Annotated in this window: 15 protein-coding genes and 1 riboswitch; of the genes, 10 read left to right on the forward strand and 5 right to left on the reverse strand. The window is 67.4% G+C overall.

All coding sequences use genetic code 11. From position 1 onward, the window contains the following. The first annotated feature begins 11 nt into the window (after positions 1-11). A complete protein-coding gene (locus tag IEW01_RS09830; protein ID WP_188527941.1) occupies positions 12-620 on the forward strand; it encodes an inner membrane-spanning protein YciB in 609 nt (202 codons plus the stop codon). An 87-nt stretch (positions 621-707) separates the two neighbouring features. Here the strand turns inward: IEW01_RS09830 and IEW01_RS09835 are convergent, their stop codons facing one another. Next, positions 708-1406 (reverse strand): glutathione S-transferase N-terminal domain-containing protein, encoded by a 699-nt coding sequence (locus IEW01_RS09835; RefSeq protein WP_188527464.1) that lies wholly within the window; start codon positions 1404-1406, stop codon positions 708-710. Between the two features lie 65 nt (positions 1407-1471). Beyond that, positions 1472-1549, forward strand: a riboswitch (SAM riboswitch). Between the two features lie 52 nt (positions 1550-1601). Here IEW01_RS09835 and metZ point away from each other — a divergent pair. The 3 genes from metZ (at position 1602) to folE2 (ending at position 5033) form a co-directional block, all read left to right on the forward strand. Next, entirely contained in the window at positions 1602-2783 is a 1182-nt protein-coding gene (gene metZ, locus IEW01_RS09840) for an O-succinylhomoserine sulfhydrylase (protein ID WP_188527465.1), read from the forward strand. Next, positions 2773-3813: an ATP-grasp fold amidoligase family protein gene (locus IEW01_RS09845; RefSeq protein WP_229738185.1), complete on the forward strand. Its 1041-nt coding sequence runs from the start codon at positions 2773-2775 to the stop codon at positions 3811-3813. Before metZ ends, IEW01_RS09845 begins: the two co-directional genes overlap by 11 nt. A 116-nt stretch (positions 3814-3929) precedes the next feature. Continuing rightward, on the forward strand, positions 3930-5033 hold the full coding sequence (gene folE2, locus IEW01_RS09850) for a GTP cyclohydrolase FolE2 (RefSeq protein WP_188527467.1): 1104 nt from the start codon (positions 3930-3932) through the stop codon (positions 5031-5033). Positions 5034-5041: 8 nt separating this feature from the next. Here the strand turns inward: folE2 and IEW01_RS09855 are convergent, their stop codons facing one another. Further along, positions 5042-6643: an FMN-binding glutamate synthase family protein gene (locus IEW01_RS09855; protein WP_188527468.1), complete on the reverse strand. Its 1602-nt coding sequence runs from the start codon at positions 6641-6643 to the stop codon at positions 5042-5044. Between the two features lie 383 nt (positions 6644-7026). On the opposite strand from IEW01_RS09855, the gene IEW01_RS09860 reads away from it, so the two are divergent. Genes IEW01_RS09860 through IEW01_RS09870 form a run of 3 tightly spaced genes read left to right on the forward strand, consistent with a single transcriptional unit; the run spans position 7027 to position 12299 of the window. After that, positions 7027-9675 carry a Hint domain-containing protein gene (locus IEW01_RS09860; RefSeq protein WP_188527469.1) on the forward strand — a complete coding sequence of 883 codons (2649 nt, stop codon included), beginning with the start codon at positions 7027-7029 and terminating at the stop codon, positions 9673-9675. Positions 9676-9708: 33 nt separating this feature from the next. Beyond that, complete coding sequence (locus IEW01_RS09865; protein ID WP_188527470.1) at positions 9709-11157, forward strand: TrkH family potassium uptake protein; 1449 nt, start codon at positions 9709-9711, stop codon at positions 11155-11157. Positions 11158-11168: 11 nt separating this feature from the next. Next, complete coding sequence (locus IEW01_RS09870; protein ID WP_188527471.1) at positions 11169-12299, forward strand: cystathionine gamma-lyase; 1131 nt, start codon at positions 11169-11171, stop codon at positions 12297-12299. 61 nt (positions 12300-12360) lie between these two features. Here the strand turns inward: IEW01_RS09870 and IEW01_RS09875 are convergent, their stop codons facing one another. Next, positions 12361-13377 carry a DUF2125 domain-containing protein gene (locus IEW01_RS09875; protein ID WP_188527472.1) on the reverse strand — a complete coding sequence of 339 codons (1017 nt, stop codon included), beginning with the start codon at positions 13375-13377 and terminating at the stop codon, positions 12361-12363. A 61-nt stretch (positions 13378-13438) separates the two neighbouring features. On the opposite strand from IEW01_RS09875, the gene IEW01_RS09880 reads away from it, so the two are divergent. From IEW01_RS09880 to IEW01_RS09890, 3 genes are all read left to right on the forward strand, one after another. Then, on the forward strand, positions 13439-13978 hold the full coding sequence (locus tag IEW01_RS09880) for a gamma-glutamylcyclotransferase (RefSeq protein ID WP_188527473.1): 540 nt from the start codon (positions 13439-13441) through the stop codon (positions 13976-13978). Between the two features lie 84 nt (positions 13979-14062). Beyond that, positions 14063-15238: a biopolymer transporter ExbB gene (locus tag IEW01_RS09885; RefSeq protein ID WP_188527474.1), complete on the forward strand. Its 1176-nt coding sequence runs from the start codon at positions 14063-14065 to the stop codon at positions 15236-15238. Between the two features lies 1 nt (position 15239). Next, positions 15240-17396: a peptidoglycan -binding protein gene (locus IEW01_RS09890; protein WP_188527475.1), complete on the forward strand. Its 2157-nt coding sequence runs from the start codon at positions 15240-15242 to the stop codon at positions 17394-17396. 217 nt (positions 17397-17613) lie between these two features. Here the strand turns inward: IEW01_RS09890 and clpA are convergent, their stop codons facing one another. Together clpA and gloB are read right to left on the reverse strand one after the other, a co-directional pair. After that, positions 17614-19944 (reverse strand): ATP-dependent Clp protease ATP-binding subunit ClpA, encoded by a 2331-nt coding sequence (gene clpA / locus IEW01_RS09895; protein WP_188527476.1) that lies wholly within the window; start codon positions 19942-19944, stop codon positions 17614-17616. A 152-nt stretch (positions 19945-20096) separates the two neighbouring features. Continuing rightward, entirely contained in the window at positions 20097-20864 is a 768-nt protein-coding gene (gene gloB / locus IEW01_RS09900; protein WP_188527477.1) for a hydroxyacylglutathione hydrolase, read from the reverse strand. Positions 20865-20916: the final 52 nt, after the last annotated feature.

Genomic DNA, 20916 nt, shown 5'->3' on the forward strand with positions numbered 1-20916 from the left:
CGGACGAGGCGATGACGGACAAGGCGATCAAACCGGCGGTGAAAATCGCGCTCGAATACGGGCCGATCATCGCGTTCTTCGTGGGATACGTGCTCCTGAAAGACCGCACCTTCACCGTGGCCGGCACCGATTATTCCGGCTTCGTCGCGGTCACGGCGATGTTCATCCCGCTGCTCGCGGTGGCCACCTTCCTGCAGTGGCGCTTGTCGGGCCACCTGTCGAAGATGCAGATCGCCACGCTGGTGCTCGTCGTCGCCTTCGGCGGGCTCTCGGTCTGGCTGAACGACGAACGCTTCTTCAAGATGAAGCCGACGATCATCTACCTGTTGTTCGCGGGCATCCTCGGCTTTGGCCTCCTGCGCGGGCAATCCTACCTCGAGGCGGTGATGGACCAGGCCATGCCGCTCAAGCGCGAGGGCTGGATGATCCTCACGCGCCGCCTCGCCGCCTTCTTCTTCGCGCTGGCGCTGGCCAACGAGGCGGTCTGGCGCACGATGTCGACTGACGCCTGGGTCAACTTCAAGACCTTCGGCCTGCCGCTTTCGATCTTCGCCTTCTTCATGGCGCAATCGGGCCTGTTCGCCCGGCACGGCATCGCCGAAGAGGAAAAGGACGGGTAGGGGCGCGTTTTCCGGGTCGGAAAACGGCCCGTTTTCTGCAGCAGAAAACGACACGAAATCCGCTGCGGATTTCGCCCCCGCCAAGCTTCACCGCCGGAACAAGACTTTCTGCGCGTCCTTGTCGTCGGCCACGTTCTTGCGCTTCTCCGCACCCACCGCCATGCCGCGCTGCACCGCCGCGCGCGCGCCCAGGGTATCCAGCCAGCGTGCCAGGTTGGGCTTGTCGTCCAGCGTCTGTTCCTGGCCTTCCCACAGGGTGGCCCAGCCGTAGCAGGCGATATCGGCGATGGAGTAGAAATCACCGGAGAGAAACTCGGCCTCGGCCAGCCTGCGGTCCATCACGCCATAGAGCCGCGCCACCTCGGCCCGGTAGCGGTCCTTGGCGTAGGGCAGGTCTTGCGGCGGATCGAGACGGGGGGCGTATCTGAGGAAGTGGTGTGCCTGGCCGGCCATCGGCCCGAGCCCGCCCATCTGCCACATCAGCCATTGCTCCACCGCTACCCGGTCGCGTTCGCCTTCACCGTAGAGCATGCCCGACTTGCGGGCGAGGTATTGCAGGATGGCGCCGGATTCGAACACGCTGATCGACGCGCCGTCGGGGCCGTCGGGATCGACGATCGCCGGCATCCGGTTGTTGGGGGCGATCTTGAGAAAACCGGGTTCGAATTGCTCCCCCTTGCCGATGTTGACGAGCTTCACCTCGTAAGGCAGCGCCATCTCCTCGAGCGCGATCGTGATTTTCCATCCGTTCGGCGTTGGCCAGTAATAGAGCTCGATCGGGGTCATTTGCCTCTCCTTTTGCGTCGCGCGCCAGACTGCGACTGCTTGACGCAAGGTGCAAGTCACGATACCGAGCGGCTCGTGGCGATTTGTGCACTGGATTGCGGGCCACGTTAAACATGCCGCTAAAAAGTCAGGGACTGGACGACCGACGGCCCCCGGCGCTCATGCGGTGGGGGCTTTTTTGTGCGGGAGGCGCGCATGGACAACTGGAAATCGCGAACCAGGGCCGTTCACGGCGGCACCCGCCGGTCGCAGTACGGCGAGGTGAGCGAGGCGATCTTCCTCACCCAGGGCTTCGTCTACGAAAGCGCCGAGCAGGCCGAGGCGCGCTTTCTCGAGGCCGGGCCCGACGAGTTCATCTACGCCCGCTACGGCAACCCCACCGTGCGCATGTTCGAAGACCGCATCGCCGCGCTCGAAGGCGCCGAGGATGCCTTCGCGACCGCCTCCGGTATGGCCGCCGTCAACGGCGCACTGATGGCGATCTGCAAGGCCGGCGATCACGTGGTGGCGGCGCGGGCGCTGTTCGGCTCCTGCCTCTATATTCTCGAGGAGGTGCTGGGGCGCTTCGGGGTCGAGATCACGCTGGTCGACGGCACCGACATGGACCAGTGGCGCGCGGCGATCCGGCCGGGCACGCGGGCGGTGTTCTTCGAAACCGTCTCGAACCCCACGCTCGAGGTGGTCGACACCGCGGCGGTGGCGGAACTGGCGCACGCGGCCGGCGCGCTGGTGGTGGTCGACAACGTCTTTGCCACGCCCGTGGGCTCGAACGCGCTGGGGCAGGGGGCCGACGTGGTGATCTACTCCACCACCAAGCATATCGACGGGCAGGGCCGTTGCCTCGGCGGCGTGATCCTCGGCACGGCGGAGTTCATCCGCGGCACCGTCGAACCCTACATGAAGCACACCGGCGGCGCGCTTTCCCCGTTCAACGCCTGGGTGATGCTGAAGGGGCTGGAAACGCTGGAGCTGCGCGTGCGTGCCGCCGCCGCTTCAGCCCAGGCCATCGCCGAGGCGCTGGAGGGTCACCCCAGGCTTGCGCGGGTGCTCTATGCCGGGCTTGCCAGCCACCCCCAGCGCGCCGTGGCCGCGCGCCAGATGGACCATGGCGGCACCGTGCTCGGGCTCGATCTCGCCGGCGGCAAGCCGGCGGCCTTCGCCTTCCTGAACGCGCTTCAAATCCCCGTGATCTCGAACAACCTCGGCGACGCGAAATCCATCGTGACGCACCCCGCCACCACCACCCACCAGCGCCTGCCGGAGGACCAGAAGCAGGCCCTCGGCATCACCCCCGGCCTGGTGCGGCTTTCGGTCGGGTTGGAAGACACCGATGATCTCGTGGCCGATCTCCTCGCCGCCCTCGACGATGCCGGCTGAAAACGGGGCTGCCGCCTTGGCCGGAAAGACCGGGATTCCGGGAACCCCCGGGCTCCTGCGCCGTTTCGATGCTATGGTTCTGTCGCGCGTGAACCGATGGATCGCCCGAACCCATCCGGGAATCGTGCGCGGTCTGCGCAAGGCCAGGCGCCGGCAGACCGGCAAGGGGCGCATCAACATCGCCGTGCCCCGCACCGTCAATGAAAAATTCGCCTGGCGGAAGATCTTCGACCACGATCCCAGGTTCACTGTGCTGAGCGACAAGGTGGCCTGCAAGGATTGGGTGCGTCGACATTTCCGCGATGTGCGAATGCCAAAGACCCTCTGGACCGGCGCCGACGCTTCGCAAATCCCTTGGCAAGCGTTCAATACACCCTCGGTGATAAAGGCGCGGCACGGCTGCAAGATGAACATCTTCCTGCGCGAACCTTCCGCCGACCGTGATGCCATCATCGCCGAAGCCAATGCCTTCGTCGGGAAGCGCCATGGCGAGAAAGCTCATGAATGGGCCTATTCCGATGTTCCCTCCGGCCTGATCGTGGAGGAACTGCTGTTTGCGGGCGACTGGTGTTTCGATGTGAAGATCTACACCTTCGGGCGCGAGATCGGCCAGGTTGTGCCGATCTACACCCGGGGCGATCAGCGCAACGCCGCGATGTGGCTTATGGAGGACGATGGGGTCTTGCGCCTGTCGGACGAGTACACCGCGGTTTCCGATGAAATCGACCAGACGCCGTTGCCGCAGCACATCGACGAGATGCTGGCTATCGCTTCCGAGATCGGCGCCCATTTCGATCACATGCGGGTGGATTTCCTGTGTAATGATACGGAATTCTTCCTGGGGGAACTGACGGTTTATAACCTATCGGGCAAGTATTCCCATCACGGCTTTGAAGAGGACTACCGCGACAACCGGCTGTGGGACATCCGTCGTTCGAGGTTCCTGAGCCAGCGTCAGCGCGGTTGGCGCGGGATTTATCAGGGCGCGTTGCGGCGCGAACTCGACCGGATCGACGCCGCGGGGGGCTGAGCGCGGTGCGCGCCGGGAAAGTTCGCGGCTTGCGTGATCCGGGCGGTTCTTCCCGGCGTAATCCTTGCACTCGGGTCGGATGGCCCTATGTTTGATCCCCAAGCCGGGAGGCCGCGATGAACCATTTGACCCCCAAGATCCTGTCTGCGCCCGACACCGAAGACGCAAGGCAGGCACTCGAAACCCTGCGCGATTGGGCCCGTGGCGCGGAGCCTTCCGAGGTTGCGCGGCTTGATCCGGCGATCGCCCGGTTGCTGCCGGAGCGGGTGATGTCGAACTATCCCGACCTCAGCCGCGACTATCCGCACGATTTCGTGCCCGATGCAGCCTACAAGGCCGAAATGCCCGATCTGCAGAACGGCCCCGCCTCGCTGATCCAGGGCGAGAAGCAGATGATCCAGCACGTCGGGATCTCGAATTTCCGCCTGCCGATCCGCTACCACACTCGCGACAACGGCGATCTCACGCTGCAAACCTCCGTCACCGGCACCGTCAGCTTGGAAGCGGAGAAGAAGGGCATCAACATGAGCCGCATCATGCGGTCGTTCTATGCCCATGCCGAGAAAACCTTCTCCTTCGAGGTGATCGAAGCCGCGCTCGACGACTACAAGACCGACCTTGAGAGCCTCGACGCGCGCATCGAGATGTCTTTTTCCTTCCCGATGAAGGTGCAGAGCCTGCGGTCCGGGCTGGAAGGCTATCAATATTACAACATCGCGCTGGAACTGGTGGAACAGGCCGGGGTGCGGCGGCGCTTCGTCCATCTCGATTACGTCTATTCCTCCACCTGCCCCTGCTCGCTGGAACTGAGCGAACACGCCCGCCAGGTGCGCGGCCAACTCGCCACGCCGCACAGCCAACGCTCGGTGGCGCGGATCTCCGTCGAGGTGATCTGCGAAAAATCCTGCCTGTGGTTCGAAGACCTTGTCGACATGGCCCGCGACGCGGTTCCGACGGAAACGCAGGTGATGGTCAAGCGCGAAGACGAGCAGGCTTTTGCCGAACTCAACGCCGCCAACCCGATCTTCGTGGAAGATGCCGCGCGGCTGTTCACCGAACAGCTCAAGCGTGACGAGCGGATCGGCGATTTCCGCGTGGTGGCCAGCCACCAGGAAAGCCTGCACAGCCACGACGCGGTTTCGATCCTCACCGAGGGCGAGACGTTCCGCAGCCAGTCGCTCGATCCGCGCCTGTTCTCGACGCTGATCCACACCGGCTGAGGCAAGGGTCAGGCGCGCGCCGGGGCGAAGCTGTCGGCGCGGGCCATGTCCCAGAACTTGGCGAAGGCCGGGTGCGCGACGTTGTGATCGAGCAACTCGCCGGGGCCGACCCAGTCATACTGGCTTTGCGCAGACCGCACCTCCCGGCTGTTGATCCGCATCATCAGGTGTTCCGGGCCGAGATCGGCAGGGTGGCTCAGCCCGCAGGCCTCGATGGTTTCCTTGAGCGTTCCAAGCGTGTTGTCGTGGAAATTCGCCACCCGCGCGGCCTTGTCGGAAACGTCGAGCGCCTTGTAGCGGCGCGGATCCTGCGCCGTGACCCCGGTGGGGCAGCGCCCCGAGTGGCAGGTCTGGGCCTGGATGCAGCCGAGCGCGAACATGAAGCCCCGGCCCATGTTGCAGGTGTCGGCCCCGAGCGAGAAGGCGCGGGCGAGGTCGAAGGCCGAGATCAGCTTGCCCGATACCACGATCCGGGTGCCCTCGCGCAGTCCGAGGCCGACCAGGGTGTTGTGCATCAGCATCAGCCCCTCGCGCAGCGGCGCGCCAAGGTGATCGGCGAACTCGGCCGGCGCCGCCCCGGTGCCGCCCTCCGAGCCGTCGACGGTGATGAAATCCGGCTGGATCCCGGTTTCGATCATCGCCTTGGCCAAGGCGAACACTTCCCACGGATGGCCGACGCAAAGCTTCAGCCCCGCCGGCTTGCCGCCTGAGAGTGTCCGCAATTGTTCGAGGAATTCGAGCATCTCGATCGGGGTCGAGAAGGCGCTGTGGGAGGGCGGGCTGATGCAGTCCACCCCCACCGGCACGCCGCGCGATTCCGCGATCAGCTCGGTCACCTTCGCGCCGGGCAGAATGCCGCCATGGCCGGGCTTGGCGCCCTGGCTGAGCTTGATCTCGACCATCTTCACCTGGGCGCCGGTGGCCTTCTCGGCGAAGGCCTCCGGGTCGAACCGCCCCTGCGCGTCGCGGCAGCCGAAATAGCCCGAGCCGATCTGCCAGACCAGGTCGCCGCCGTGTGCCGCATGGAACCGCGAGATCGCACCCTCGCCGGTGGTCTGGCAAAAATTGCCCCGCGCCGCGCCGATGTTGAGCGCCTCCACCGCGTTGGGCGAAAGCGCGCCGAAGGACATGCCCGAGATGTTGAGCACCGAGGCGTGATAGGGCTGTGCCCGCGCGGCCCCGAAGGTGACCCGGAAATCGGCGCTGTCGATATGGCTGGGCTGCATCGAGTGGTTGATCCACTCGTGCCCCACCCGCTGCTGGTTCTTCAGCGTGCCGAAGGGGCGCAGCCCCTCGATGTTCTTCGCCCGCCGGTAGACCAGCGCCCGCTGTTCGCGCGAGAACGGAACCTCGTCGTGATCGCTCTCGAGGAAATACTGGCGAATCTCGGGGCGGATGCTCTCGAGGAAAAAGCGCATCCGTGCGAGCACCGGGTAATTGCGCAGCACCGCGCGCTTGCGCTGGAGCATGTCGTAGGTGCCGATCGCCGAGCCGGCGAGCCCGAGCGCCAGCACGGCGCCGCCCCAGAATGGCACGGCGATGCTCAGAGCGCCGCCGACAGGAACGGCGGCAAGGAAGCCGAGATAGGGCAGATAGCGCACGTCGACCATGGACAAACCTCCCTAGACCCCCGGCTCCGTCCCGCTTTCCGCGTTGGCCGGCGCCTGCTCCCCCGCTTCAGCCTCGGGCAGGGTGCGACAATTTGTCAAGGCCGCGATCCGCTGCGCCCGCCGCGAAACCTCCCCCGTTCGGTCCAATTGGAGACAAAACCGCGCCATTTTACCGAGCGAGTTTACCGCCCATGAAGAATTGCCGCGCAGGTTGTTGCCGGGTCCGGGTGTGTTGGAGGAATGAGCTCTATGGCCCTTGCGGGTGGCAATGAGGGCTGGCGGAAAGGTTCGCGCTATGGCCCGTACGGGGGCGTTGGGATGTCCGCGGCGCCTTGCCGCCGAACCGGCGCTGCCCAGCGCGCCCGGAGTGCGAGTGTCTGACCATGCCGACGACGTTTGATCTTTTCTACCTTGGTGTCGGGCCGGAGTTCGATACGGTCGAGGGCAACTACACCTCGGAAAACCACAATGCGCTGAACGGCTTGTCCTTCGGCAGCGGGAGCGACCCGCTGGCGCTGCAGGTGCAGACGCTGTCGCCCGATCCGGTGCAGGGGCCGGTCACCGATGGCGATGCCGGGGCCTACGCAGCCAACAACAACGCGGTCAACGAGCGCTTCGTGATCGACGGCGGCGCCCCGCGCACCTTCGATGCCTTGATGGTCTACGCCAATACCGAGCTGACCTATACCGATGGCACCACGGCGACGGTCGAGGCGATCGTGATGCAGGATACCGACGGCGGGCTCTACCTGATCCCGTCCTCCTCGGGGCCGACCGCCTACACCGACGCGCTGGAGGCCAAGCCGATCGAGGCGGTGACGCTCGGCACCGCCCAGCCCGCGGGCGGCACGGGCGTTTACGGCATGTATGCCGACCGCTTCCAGCTGTCTCTCAGGGACGGCGTCGTGGAGGGCACGAGCGGCGACGATGTGATCGACGCCGATTATCTCGACGATCCCGAGGGCGACCGCGTCGACAATGCCGACAACGCGCAGGGCAACGACGACGACGTGATCCACGCGGGCGCGGGCAACGACACAATCTTCGCCGGCGCGGGCAATGACACCGTCACCGGCGGCGCGGGCGATGACGTGATCTCGGGCGGCGACGGCGACGACGTGATCTACGGCGACGGGCCCTCGGACCCGGGGCTGTGGGCCTACGAGGTCTGGAACCACAATTTCACCAGCGCCAGCGGCCAGGCCTTCGACGCCGAGAGCGGCACCCTCGCCGGCACCGGCACCACGCAGGGTTTCGACAGCACCCAGCTCGTCAACGACGCGCGCGGCAGCGGCGGCGATCCGAGCGATTTCGGCGTGGTCTACACCTCGACGCTGCAGCCCACGCAATCCGGCGTCTACACCTTCGCCACCACCTCCGACGACGGCTCGACGATCCGCATCCTCGACGCCGACGGCACGCCGCTGACCTGGACCAACCAGGACGGCTCCACCGCCAGCTACATGAACAACGACTACCACCAGGCCGCCACGACCCGCGCGGGCGAGGTCACCCTGGAGGAGGGCGTTTCCTACACCATCGAGGTGCGGCACTGGGAAAACGCGGGCCAGCAGGTGATCTCGGGCACCGTCACCTCCCCCGGCGGCCTCACCGAAGACCTCGCCGACAGCGCGATGATCCTCGGCCCCGACGCCGCGGCCGGCAACGATGTGATCGACGGCGGCGCCGGCGACGACGCGATCTGGGGCGGCGCGGGCGACGACCAGATGCTGGGCGGCGACGGCATGGACACCTTCGTTCTGCACGATGGGCATGGCTCCGATACCATCGCGGGCGGCGAGGGTGGCCCCGACTGGGACGTGATCGACGCCAACGCGATCACCGGTGACAGCACGCTCACCTTTACCGGCGACGAGGCGGGCACGCTTGTTACCGGCACCGACAGCGCGGCTTTCACCGAGATCGAGGAGGTCCGGCTTGGCGCGGGGGATGACAGCATCGACGCCTCCGCCACCTCGAGCGGGGTGACGGTGGATGCCGGCGCGGGCGATGACCTCGTCATCGGTGGTGCGGGTGCGGATACGCTCGCGGGCGGCAGCGGCGCGGACACGCTCGCGGGCGGCGACGGCGACGATGTTCTCACTGGCGGCGATGGCAACGATCTTTTCGTGTTCGCCGACGGCAACGGCGACAACACGATCACCGATTTCGACATCGGCGACGCGGATGGCGACGGTTTCACCAATGACCAGCTGGACGTATCCGGCCTGACCGATGCGATGGGCAACCCGGTGCACGTGAACGAGGTTGCGGTGTCCGGCGATGGCGCCGGCAACGCCGTGCTCACCTTCGCCGATGGCACCACGATCACGCTCGACGGGGTCAACCCGTCCGCCCTCGATGCGCCGGCGCTGAACGCGATGGGGATCCCCTGTTTTTCCGCTGGCACGCGGATCGAAACGCCCAACGGCGCGCGCCCGGTGGAAAGCCTGGTGCCGGGCGATCTTGTCGCGGTCGCGCATGGTGCGCCTCTGCCGGTCATCTGGACCGGCCGGCGTGTGCTCGACGCCGCGGCGCTCCTGGCCAGCCCCGATCTGCGCCCGGTGCGCATTCGCGCCGGGGCGCTCGGCAACGCCCGCGATCTGCTGCTTTCGCCGCAGCACCGCGTCGCGCTTGGTGGCGGCACCGCGCTGGAGGGCTTCGTGCCCGCGCGCTGGCTCGCCGAGGATGGCGACGGGCGCTTCCGGATCGCGCGCGGCAAGCGCACGGTCACCTACATCCACCTGCTCTTGCCGCGCCACGCGGTGGTGTTGGCCGAGGGCGCGCCGGTCGAGAGCTTCTATCCCGGTCCACAGGCGCTGGCGGCGCTCGATCCGGTTGCCAGGGCGCGGCTGTTCCTGCGCTTTCCCGCCTTCGCGACGATCCGGAGCCGGGCGGATGCCCAGGCAAGCTACGGCCCGCTCGCCTTGCCCGAACTCGACCGCCGCAGCCTGGCGGCGCTGATCCCGCCGCGGGGCGGGGTTTGCGGGCGGTCCGCCTCCGGCGCCACGCCCACCGCCCTGGGCGCTTGACACCGCCCGCGAGCCGCGCCAACGCTCTCGCCCATGATCGACGCACGCCCCATCTTCTACGTGATCGGCCTTGTCGTTGCCGTGCTCGGGGCGACGATGCTGGTGCCCATGTCGGTCGATCTCTACTATGGCAGCGATGACTGGGCGGTGTTTCTCACCAGCGCCGTGATCACGATGGTGGTTGGCGGCACGATGGCGATCGCCACCGCCAATACCGCGGGGCCGGGGCTGACGATCCAGCAAACCTTCCTGCTCACAACCGTGATCTGGATCGCGTTGCCGTTGTTCGCGGCGCTGCCCTTTGCCCTCGGCGAGCTCGATGCGCGGGTGGTCGATGCCTTTTTCGAAGCGATGTCGGGGATGACCACCACCGGCTCGACGGTGTTTTCCGGGCTGGATGATCTGCCCGCGGGCCTGCTGCTGTGGCGCTCGATGCTGCAATGGTTCGGCGGTATCGGCATCATCGTCGTCGCCATGGTGTTCCTGCCGGAGCTGAAGGTTGGGGGCATGCAGGTGTTTCGCTCCGAGGCCTTCGACACGATGGGCAAGGTGCTGCCGCGCGCGGTGCAGATCGCGGGCCAGATCGTGTGGATCTACCTCGGGCTGACGCTGGCCAATGCGCTCGCCTATCTCGCGCTCGGCATGGGCCCGTTCGACGCGATCAACCACGCCCTGACAACGATGTCGACCGGCGGGTTCTCGACGCGCGACGCCAGTTTCGGGGCGTTCCAGGGGCCGGCGGAATACGTCGCGGCGATCTTCATGATCCTCGCGAGCCTGCCCTTCGTGCGCTACATCCAGGTCGTCGCCGGCACCGCGCGGCCGCTGTTCACCGATCCGCAGGTGCGCGCCTATCTCGGGGCGATCCTGACGCTGACGCTCACGATGACCGTGTTCCGGGTGATCGCCAACGACGACAACTTCGAGCATGGGTTTCGCGAGGGGCTCTTCAACGTCACCTCGATCATCTCGGGCACCGGCTACGCCAGCACCGATTACCAGCTCTGGGGCATGTTCCCGATGGTGGCCTTCTTCTTCATCGGCCTGATCGGTGGCTGCGCCGGGTCCACCGCCTGTTCGGTCAAGATCTTCCGCTACCAGTTGCTGATTGCCGCGGTGAAGGCGCAGGTGCGCAGCATTCATTCGCCCCACGGCGTGTTTACGCCGCGCTATGCGGGCCGCTCGGTGGGCGAGGATGTGCTCTCCTCGGTGATGGCTTTTTTCGTGATGTTCGTGGTGTCGCTCGGCGTGTTCGCGGTGGCGCTGAGCATGACCGGGCTTGATCTCGTCACCTCGCTGTCCGGCGCGGCCACCGCGCTTGCGAACATCGGCCCGGGGCTTGGCGACGTGATCGGTCCGGCTGGCAACTTCGCGCCGCTGAACGACACCGCGAAGTGGCTGCTGATCGCGGCGATGCTGATCGGGCGGCTCGAACTGCTCTCGGTCTACGTGTTGTTCACCCTGCGGTTCTGGCGGGATTGAGGAGGCTTGGCATGAGCGACGACAAACCGGACGCGGCGGCGCTGCTGCACCTGCGCGCGGCTGGGCTGGTGAAGGGCGCGCCGCTGGCGCTTCCGATCACGCCGGCCTCGATGTTCCGCCTTCCCGGCGAGCCCGAGGCGGGGGTGGATGCCTACGGGCGGATGTCAAACCCGACATGGGTGGCGCTGGAAGAGGCTCTGGGCCACCTCGAAGGTGCGCCGGTGCTCGCCTTTCCCTCGGGCATGGCAGCGATCACGGCGGCGCTGTTTGCAACCCTCGAGGCCGGCGACAGGCTGCTCCTGCCCGCCGATGGCTATTACACCCCGCGCGTTCTGGCCGACCGTTTCCTCAAGGGCCTCGGCATCACCGTCGAGACCAGGCCGACCACGCGGCTTGCCGAGGGGGGCTTCGAGGGTATTCGCGCGGTGCTGATCGAAACCCCCTCGAACCCCGGGCTCGACCTGTGCGATCTCGAACAGATCACCGCGGCGATCCGCGCCGCCGGGGGCGTCTCGATCGTCGACAACACCACGATGACGCCCTTCGGGCAGGCGCCGCTCGCGCTGGGGGCCGATATCGTCGTGGCCTCGGACACGAAAGCGCCGGGCGGGCATTCCGACCTCCTGATGGGCCACGTCGCGAGCCGCGACACGGCATTGCTGGCCGCGATGCGCGACTGGCGGACGATGACCGGCTCGATCCCCGGCGCCTTCGACGCCTGGCTCCTGCACCGCAGCCTCGAGACGCTCGAATTGCGCTTCGAGCGGATGTGCGACACGGCCGACGCGATCGCGCCGCGCCTCGCGCGCCATCGTGCGGTTCACGCGCTCAGCTTCCCCGGCCTGCCGGACCATCCGCAGCACGGGCTGGCCACCCGCCAGATGCGGCGCGCGGGCTTCCTGATCGGGCTGTCCCTCGCCGATGCCGCGACGGCGGAGCGCTTCATCGCCGCCTGTCCGCTGATCGAACCGACCACCTCCTTCGGCGGCGTTCACACCACCGGCGAGCGGCGCGCGCGCTGGGGTGATGACGTCGCCCCGGGTTTCGTACGCCTCTCCGTGGGAACCGAGCCGGCGGACGCGCTTTGGGACGCGATCGACAGGGCGCTCACGGACGCGGAGGATCCGGGCGGCCGTTCATGAGCCGGTGATGGTGCAAGGGCCGATCCCGCCGGGTTGCGCCGCACCCGGCCGGGCGCGCGGATCACGGCAGGCTGAAATCCGGCGCCGGCCCAACCGGCACCGGGCCGAGAAACGTCAGGCCACGCTCGAAGCGCAGGGTCACGTCGAGGCGGTCGGGGTCTCCGCCGAGGCCCGCCAACAGCGTGAGCCCCCGTTCGATCCGGTCCGCCTCCTGCGCGCTGATCGCCTCACCGGCCTCGGCGATGGCGAGCATCTCGCGCCAGTTGGTGGCCTCCAGTTCGATCTCCCCGCGCGGCTCGCCTTCGGGGCCGACCTCGACCGCCCCTGCGCCGGTGAGCAGGAGATCGCCCCATCGCGCGGTCAGCGCCTCGATCTCGACCGCACGCGGCTGTGGCCGGGCGACCTCGATCGCGCGCCTGTCCCACGGCCGGTCGAAGCGCACCCTGGCCGTTAGCGTCACTTCGTCGATCAACTGGCCGAGCCCGGTGATCCCGTCGAGACGCGTGAATACGGCCGAGCCCGGGTCGATCCCGCGCGCGGTGATGAAAACGTCATTCATGCCGGGGTCTTGCGAGTCGGGGCTTTGCCGCATCGAGAGCTGCGCGCGCTCGAGTGTCGCCACCCAGTCCTGCGACGAGGTGAGCCGGGCCATGTCGATCTCGATGGTGGAGTTGCGGGTTTCGAGGCTGAGGCTCGGGGCAAGGCTCATCGAGCCACGCATCCTTTCGGCCTCGATCTCGTAGGCCGCCTCGGGGGTGGAAAACCGCTGAACGCCGGGGAAAACCGCGATCACTTGGGTCGGCTTGTAGCTCAGCGACAGAAGCTGGAACAGCGGCGCCGACCAGGCCACCCCGGTATCGGGATCGGCGAGGTCCAGCCCCTCGAAGGTGGTGTCGAACCGGCTGGGAAAGCCGCGCGTCTCCAGCGCGGTGGTCTCGGCCCGCCAGCCTTCGGCGCGCCGGTCGTCCAGCCATTGCGCCAGCGCCTTTTCCATCGCGGTGGCGCCGATGAGCCAGAACAGCCCCCACCCGATGGCGGCGAGCACGGCGAGGAGCATGATCACGGTGAGCTTGCGCATGGGGAACTCTCTGGTAGGACTCGGCACGTTCTAGCGACCTTGACAGGCGAGGGCCAGTGGCATGGCGAGCGGTGATCTTTGGGTGTTCGGCTACGGATCTCTGATCTGGCACGCGGGGTTTGCCCATGTCGAGACCGTTCTCGCCACGCTGCCGGATCATTCCCGCAGCTTCTGCATGCGCTCCATCCACCATCGCGGCACCGTCGCGCAACCCGGCCTCGTGCTGGCGCTCGATCCACACCCGGGCGCGGCCTGCACCGGAATGGCCTTCCGCGTCGAGCCCGGTGCGCATGTCGAGACGATGGCGGCGCTGCGGGAACGCGAACTGATTTCCTCGGCCTATGTCGAGCAGGTGCACGAGGTGGCACTTGCCGACGGGCGCCGCGTCGAGGCGGTGGCCTACGTGATCGACCGTGACCACGAGCAATATTGCGGCGGGCTGCCGCTCGGCGAACAGGCCGAGATCATCGCCCGCGCCATCGGCGACCGCGGCCCCAACCGCGACTATCTTTTCAACACCGCCGACCACCTCACCGCGCTGGGGATCGAAGACCCCGAGCTGAGCTGGCTTGCCCGCGTGGTGCGCGCGATGGAGGACTGAGGCCGCGCGCGGCATTTCCCTTGGCACCGGAGCGGCTTGCCCCTATCCTCGCGCCCGAGGAAACAAGCAGGCAAGGGGGTCCTCATGGACCAGCCCGATCGCGGGGCAGAACCGAATTTCACCAGGCCCGTGCGCCAGATATTCCTGATGCTGATCGCCCTCGGGCTGGTGGGCTTCGGGGTATTCATCGCGCTGCCGAAGGTGCTGCCGGTCTTCCTCGCCAACCTCTATCTGAACGGTTTCATCGCCTTCGTGTTCGTCATCGGCCTGTTCGCCACGCTGTGGCAGGTGGTTCAGGTGTTCGCTTCGGTGGGCTGGATCAAGGGCTATGTCACCGGGCGCGAAGGCCACGACGCCGATCGCCCGCCGCGCCTGCTCGCGCCGCTGGCGGGGCTTCTGCGGGGGCGCGGCAAGAGCATGCAGATCGGCGCGACCTCGGCGCGCTCGATCCTGGAGTCGGTCGCCCAGCGGATCGACGAAGAGCGCGACATCACCCGCTACATCACCAACCTGCTGATCTTCCTCGGCCTGCTCGGCACCTTCTTCGGGTTGGCGACCACCGTTCCGGCCGTTGTCGAGACGATCCGCTCGCTCGCCCCCGAGGAGGGCGACGGCGGGGTCGAGGTGTTCAACCGGTTGATGAGCGGGCTCGAAAGCCAGCTTGGCGGCATGGGCACGGCGTTTTCGTCGTCGCTGCTTGGCCTCGCGGGCTCGCTCGTGGTGGGTCTGCTCGAGCTTTTCGCCACGCACGGGCAGAACCGCTTCTACCGTGAACTCGAGGAATGGCTGTCGTCGATCACCCGTCTGGGCTTTGCCCCCGGCGACGGCGAGCCGCCCACCGAGGCCAGCGGGGCCTCGGCCTGGCTCGCGCATATGTCGGATCAGATGGAAGCGCTGCAGCAGATGTTCACCCAGTCCGACGTGAGCCGGGCGCTGGTGGACGAGCGCCTCGGCCAGCTCGCCGACGCGGTGGAGCGGCTGTCGCGCCAGATCGAGGCGGAAGGTGTGTCGACGCCTTATCTCATCCGCATCGCCGAGGGGCAGGAACGGCTGATCGCCGCGCTCGAAGGCCGGGTGGAGGAGGGCGGCGCGCATGTCGACGCCGAAAGCCGAATGCGGCTGCGCTCGATCGACGTTCAGCTCCTGCGGATTCTAGAGGAAATCTCGGCCGGCCGCCAGGAAAGCCTGAGCGATCTGCGCTCGGATCTCGCGGCGCTGACCCGGGCGATCCGCCAGCTTGGCGGCGGGCGGGGGGGCTGAGATGGCCCTCACCCGTCGTGGCACGCGCAACGTCTCGTCCTCGATCTGGCCCGGTTTCGTCGATGCGATGACGGCGCTGCTGCTGGTGCTGATGTTCGTGCTCACCATCTTCATGGTGGTGCAATTCGTGCTGCGCGAAACGATCTCGGGGCAGGCGAGCGAGCTCGATGCGCTCTCGGCGCGCGTGGCGGAACTGGCCGATGCGCTTGGGGTGGAACAATCGCGCAGCGCCGAGTTGCGCGGCGAGGTCGGGCGCCTGAGCACCACGCTGGGCGAGGCGCGCGCCGAGGCCGAGGCGCAATCGGCGCTGATCGCCGCGCTCACCGCGCAGATCGCCGAGAAAGACGAGGCCTTGGCCGGGCAGGCGGCGCAGATCACCGCCTTCGAGGCGCAGGTGGCGGGCTTGCTTTCCCAACGCGACGATGCCCTGGCCCTGGGGTCCGAACTGGCCGCGCGGGTGGACGAGCTCGAGGCCGCCGAGGCGCGGCTGATCTCCGAACAGGAAGCGCTGAACCTCGCGCTCGCCCGGGCGCGCGACGAGATCGACGCCGGCGAGGAGGCCGCGCGCCTCGCCGCCGCCCGGCGCGAGGCGCTGGAGGCGATGATCGCCCAGCTCGAGGCGGGCGCGGAAGCGCGCGAGCAAAGCCTCGCGCTGGCAATGTCGCAGCTCGAGGCGCGCGAGGCGACGCTGGCGGAGGTGGTGGCCCGGCTCGAGACGCGCGAGGCCACGCTGGCGGATGTGCTCGCCCGGCTCGAGGAACGCGACTCCGACGCGGAAGCCTTGGCGGCGCGGATCGAGACGCTGGAGGCCGACCTGAGCGCGGAAGAGGCGGCGCGTCTGGCCGAGGCCGCCGCGCTGGAGGAATTGCGCAACCGGATGGCCAAGATCGATTCCACCCTCGACGAGGCGGAGGCGGCCCGCCTGGCCGAGATGGCCGCGGCCGAGTCGCTGCGTGCGCGGCTGGCCGAAGCCGAGGCGGCGCTGACCGATGAAGAAGCCGCGCGCCTTGCCGAGGCGGCGGCGGCCGAGGCGTTGCGCGCGCGGTTGGCCGAGGCGGAGGCCGCGCTGACCGAGGAAGAGACAGCCCGTATCGCCGAGGCCGCGGCGGCGCAGGCGCTGCGCGACCGGCTCGAGAACGCCGAGGACGAGTTGACCGCGATGACGCTGGCGCTCGAGGAACAACGCCGAAATGCCGAGCAGACGCTCACCCTCCTTGCCGCGGCGGAAGCGGGGAATGCCGATCTCGATGCCCGGCTTGCAGCCGCGCTCTCGCAGGTCGAGGCGCTGGAGGCGGATGTCGGTGACGAGGCCGCGTTGCGCGACCGTCTGGCCGATGCGCTGGCCGCGAAGCTGGCGGCCGAACAAGAGGCCGATACCGCGTTGAGCGAGGCCGAGCGCCAGGCAGCACTCCTCTCTGCCGCCAATACCGCGCTGGCGCGCGAGGAAGCCGCATCGGCCGAGGCGCAACGGCGCATGGCCCTGCTCAACGAGCAGATCGCGACCTTGCGCGCGCAGCTCGGGTCGCTGCAGGCGGTGCTCGACGAGGCCTCCGAGCGCGATGCCGAGGCGCAGGTGCAGATCGAGGCGCTGGGGTCGCGGCTGAACGCGGCTTTGGCCCAGGTGGCCGCCGAAGAGCGCCGCCGGGCCGCGCTGGAAGAGGCCGAGCGCAAGCGGCTGGAAGAGGAAGCCAAGCTGTTGGCGAACTACCGGTCGGAGTTTTTCGGGCGGATGCGCGAGATTCTCGGCGACCGCGAGGGCGTGCGCATCGTCGGCGACCGCTTCGTGTTTTCCTCCGAGGTGCTGTTCGACCCGGGCAAGGCCGACCTCTCGCCCGGCGGCGTGGCCCAGATCGCGCGGGTCGCCGAGATCCTCTCGGAAGTCTCCGACGAGATCCCGCCCGAGATCGACTGGGTGATCCGCGTCGATGGTCACACCGACAAGACGAAACTGGGCGCCAACAGTCCCTACGCCGATAACTGGGAGCTCAGCCAGGCGCGCGCGCGGGCGGTGGTGCTCTACATGATCGAGGAACTGGGCTTCCCGCCGGGCCGCCTCGCCGCGACGGGCTTTGGCGAATACCAGCCGGTCGCCGAAGGCGACAGCCGTGAGGCCTACGCCGCCAACCGCCGGATCGAGCTGAAACTGACCGAGAAGTGAGCCTGCGCCGAACCGCGAACGCGTTCGGCCCGGATGAAGGGATCAGGCAGGTTAGGCGGGCGCGTCTTCGAGCAGCAGCACCGCCCCGCGGCGCAGCAGGCCTCCGGAAGGAGTCCGCTGCAATTCTTGGGTCGGAAAAAAATACCTTCGGGGGGTGAGCCCGGCACGGGCGAGGGGGGCAGACAGCCCCCCTTTTGTTCGTGCCGTGCGGGCAGGCTCAATCGGCGGTCAGGAGCGGCGGCTTCTTGCCCGATGTCAAGCGCGGCGCGCCGGGCGCCTCGACCCGAAGGTCGATCTTGCCGTCCTTCACGCCCACCTTCACGATCCCGCCCTTGGTGAGCTTGCCAAACAGCAGCTCCTCCGCCAGTGGCTTCTTGATATGCTCCTGGATCACCCGGGCCAGCGGCCGTGCGCCCATCCTGTCATCGTACCCCTTTTCGGCCAGCCACTCGGCGGCTTTCTTGGTGAGTTCGATGGTGACGCCGCGGTCGAGCAGCTGGGCCTCGAGCTGGAGGACGAATTTCTCCACAACCTGCAGGATCACCTCCTTGCCCAGCGGCGCGAAGTTGATCACCGCGTCGAGCCGGTTGCGGAACTCCGGGCTGAAGGTGCGCTCGATGGCGGCGGTATCCTCGCCCTCGCGGCGCGACCGGCCGAAGCCGATGGCCTCCTTGGCCTGTTCCATCGCGCCCGCGTTCGAGGTCATGATCAGCACCACGTTGCGGAAATTCACCGTCCGGCCGTTGTGGTCGGTCAGTTCGCCGTGATCCATAACCTGCAGCAGGATGTTGTAGACATCCGGGTGTGCCTTCTCGATCTCGTCGAGCAGCAGAACGCAATGCGGGTGCTGGTCGACGCCGTCGGTGAGCAAGCCGCCCTGGTCGAAGCCGACGTAGCCCGGCGGTGCACCGATCAGGCGCGAAACCGCGTGTTTCTCCATGTATTCCGACATGTCGAAGCGCAGCAGTTCGACGCCGAGATTGTCGGCCAGTTGGCGGGCGACCTCGGTCTTGCCGACGCCGGTGGGGCCGGCGAAGAGGTAGTTGCCGATCGGCTTCTCGGGTTCACGCAGGCCCGCGCGCGCCAGCTTGATCGCCGAGGCCAGCGCCTCGATCGCGGCGTCCTGGCCGAAGACCACGCGTTTGAGCTTGGCGTCGAGTCCGCGCAGCGTTTCGGCGTCGTCCTTCGACACGTTTTTCGGCGGGATGCGGGCGATCTTGGCGACGATGGCCTCGATGTCCTTCACCCCGATCGACTTCTTCCGCTTCGAGGCGGTGAGCAGGTGCTGGGCCGCGCCCGCCTCGTCGATCACGTCGATCGCCTTGTCGGGAAGCTTGCGGTCGTTGATGTAGCGGTCCGACAACTCGACGGCCGATTTCAGCGCGTCGTTGGTATACTTGATCCGGTGGTGTTCCTCGAAATGCGGCTTGAGGCCCTTGAGGATCTTGACCGTGTCGTCAACCGTGGGTTCGTTCACGTCGATCTTCTGGAACCGGCGCGAGAGGGCGCGGTCCTTTTCGAAGTGCTGGCGGAATTCCTTGTAGGTGGTGCTGCCCATGGTGCGCAGCTTGCCGCCCTGAAGCGCCGGCTTGAGCAGGTTGGAGGCATCCATCGCGCCGCCCGAGGTGGCGCCCGCGCCGATCACCGTGTGGATCTCGTCGATGAAGAGCACCGCGTCGGTATGCGCTTCAAGTTCGTTCACGACCGCTTTCAGCCGTTCCTCGAAATCGCCGCGGTAGCGGGTGCCGGCCAGCAGCGCGCCCATGTCGAGCGAATAGATCGTCGTCTTCGAGAGCACCTCCGGAACAGCGCCCTCGACGATCTTCCAGGCCAGGCCCTCGGCGATGGCGGTCTTGCCGACGCCGGGGTCGCCCACCAGGAGCGGGTTGTTCTTGCGCCGGCGGCACAGAACCTGAATGCAGCGTTCAACCTCGTAATCGCGGCCGATCAGCGGGTCGATCCCGCCTTTCCTCGCCTTGGCGTTGAGGTCGACGCAATACTTGCCCAGCGCGCTGTCGCCATCGGGGGCGTCATCCGCACTGCCCTCGGCCGTTTCGTCGTCGAATTCGGGCGTGCCCGAGATCGGCCGGGATTCGCCATAGGAGGGATCCTTGGCCACGCCGTGGGCGATGAAGTTCACCGCGTCGTAGCGGGTCATGTCCTGCTCCTGCAGGAAATAGGCGGCGTTCGATTCGCGCTCGGCGAAGATCGCCACGAGGACGTTGGCGCCGGTCACCTCGGTGCGGCCGGAGCTTTGCACGTGGATCGCGGCGCGCTGGATCACCCGCTGGAACGCGGCCGTGGGCACGGCCTCGGACCCTTCGATATTGGTTTCCAGCGTGGTCAGATCCTCGTCGATGTACTTGACCAGCGTGCCGCGCAACTCCTCGAGGTTCACGCTGCAAGCCTTCATCACGCGTGCCGCGTCGGGCTCGTCGATCAGCGCGAGCAGCAGGTGTTCCAGCGTGGCAAGCTCGTGACGCCGCTCGTTGGCTTGCGCCAGGGCTGCGTGGATTGCCTGTTCTAGCGTGTTGGAAAAGGATGGCACCTTGTTCCCTCCTCGTTCGCGTTTCCGGGTCGGGGAGCATCCGCTCAGCCGGGCCCCTGTTCCGATACCCTTAGAGTTCGGTTTTCCCGCCGCGTCTTCAAGGCTTTTCTGCGAATTAAACTCTCACGAGGATGAGAGTGGCGCACAATGGCTCAGAATTTGTCCTTCGCGGCCCGGATATGGGCGAAGACCTCGGCATCCGCCGTGCCGGAAAGCTCCAGCGCCGCCTTGAGTTCGGGCGTGCCGGCGCGCAGGAACGGGTTGGTGGCCTTTTCCAGCGCCAGCGAGGAGGGGACCGTGGGCGTGCCGATCGCGCGCGCGCGCTCGGTCTGCGCCGCGCGCTCGGCCAGGGCCGCGTTGTCGGGCTCGATGGTCAGGGCGAAGCGGGCGTTGGCGGCGGTGTATTCGTGGCCGGAACACACGATCGTGTCGTCGGGCAGCGCCGCGAGCCGGGTGAGCGTGTCCCACATCTGTGCGGGCGTGCCCTCGAACAGCCGCCCGCATCCCAGCGCCATCAGGCTGTCGCCGGAAAACACCGCGCCCGCCTTGGGCACGTAATAGGCGACGTGGCCGGTGGTGTGCCCGGCGGCGTCGAGCACCTGAACCTCGCGGCCCCACATGTCGTAGCTCTCGCCCGGTTCCACGGCGGTATCGAGCGGCGGCAGGCGGTGGGCATCGCGCGCGGCGCCGATCACTTCGGGGTGATACGCCGCCACCAGCTCCGCCACCCCGTCGATATGGTCGGCGTGGTGATGGGTGAGGAAGATATGGGTGAGTTGCCAGTCGTGGTTTTCCAGCTCGCGCCGGATCGGCCAGGCCTCGGGCGCGTCGAACAAGGCCGTGGCGCCTGACTTCCGGTCATGCACGAGAAAGGCGTAATTGTCGGCAAGGCAGGGAACGGTTTCGATCTCAAGCGTCATTTCTGGCTCCTCGTGCTGCGCTGCATGTTGCCCAATCGTCCGGTGCGGTGCA

Origin of the sequence: Sinisalibacter lacisalsi, from assembly GCF_014640115.1 — a bacterium.
Classification (GTDB): domain Bacteria; phylum Pseudomonadota; class Alphaproteobacteria; order Rhodobacterales; family Rhodobacteraceae; genus Sinisalibacter; species Sinisalibacter lacisalsi.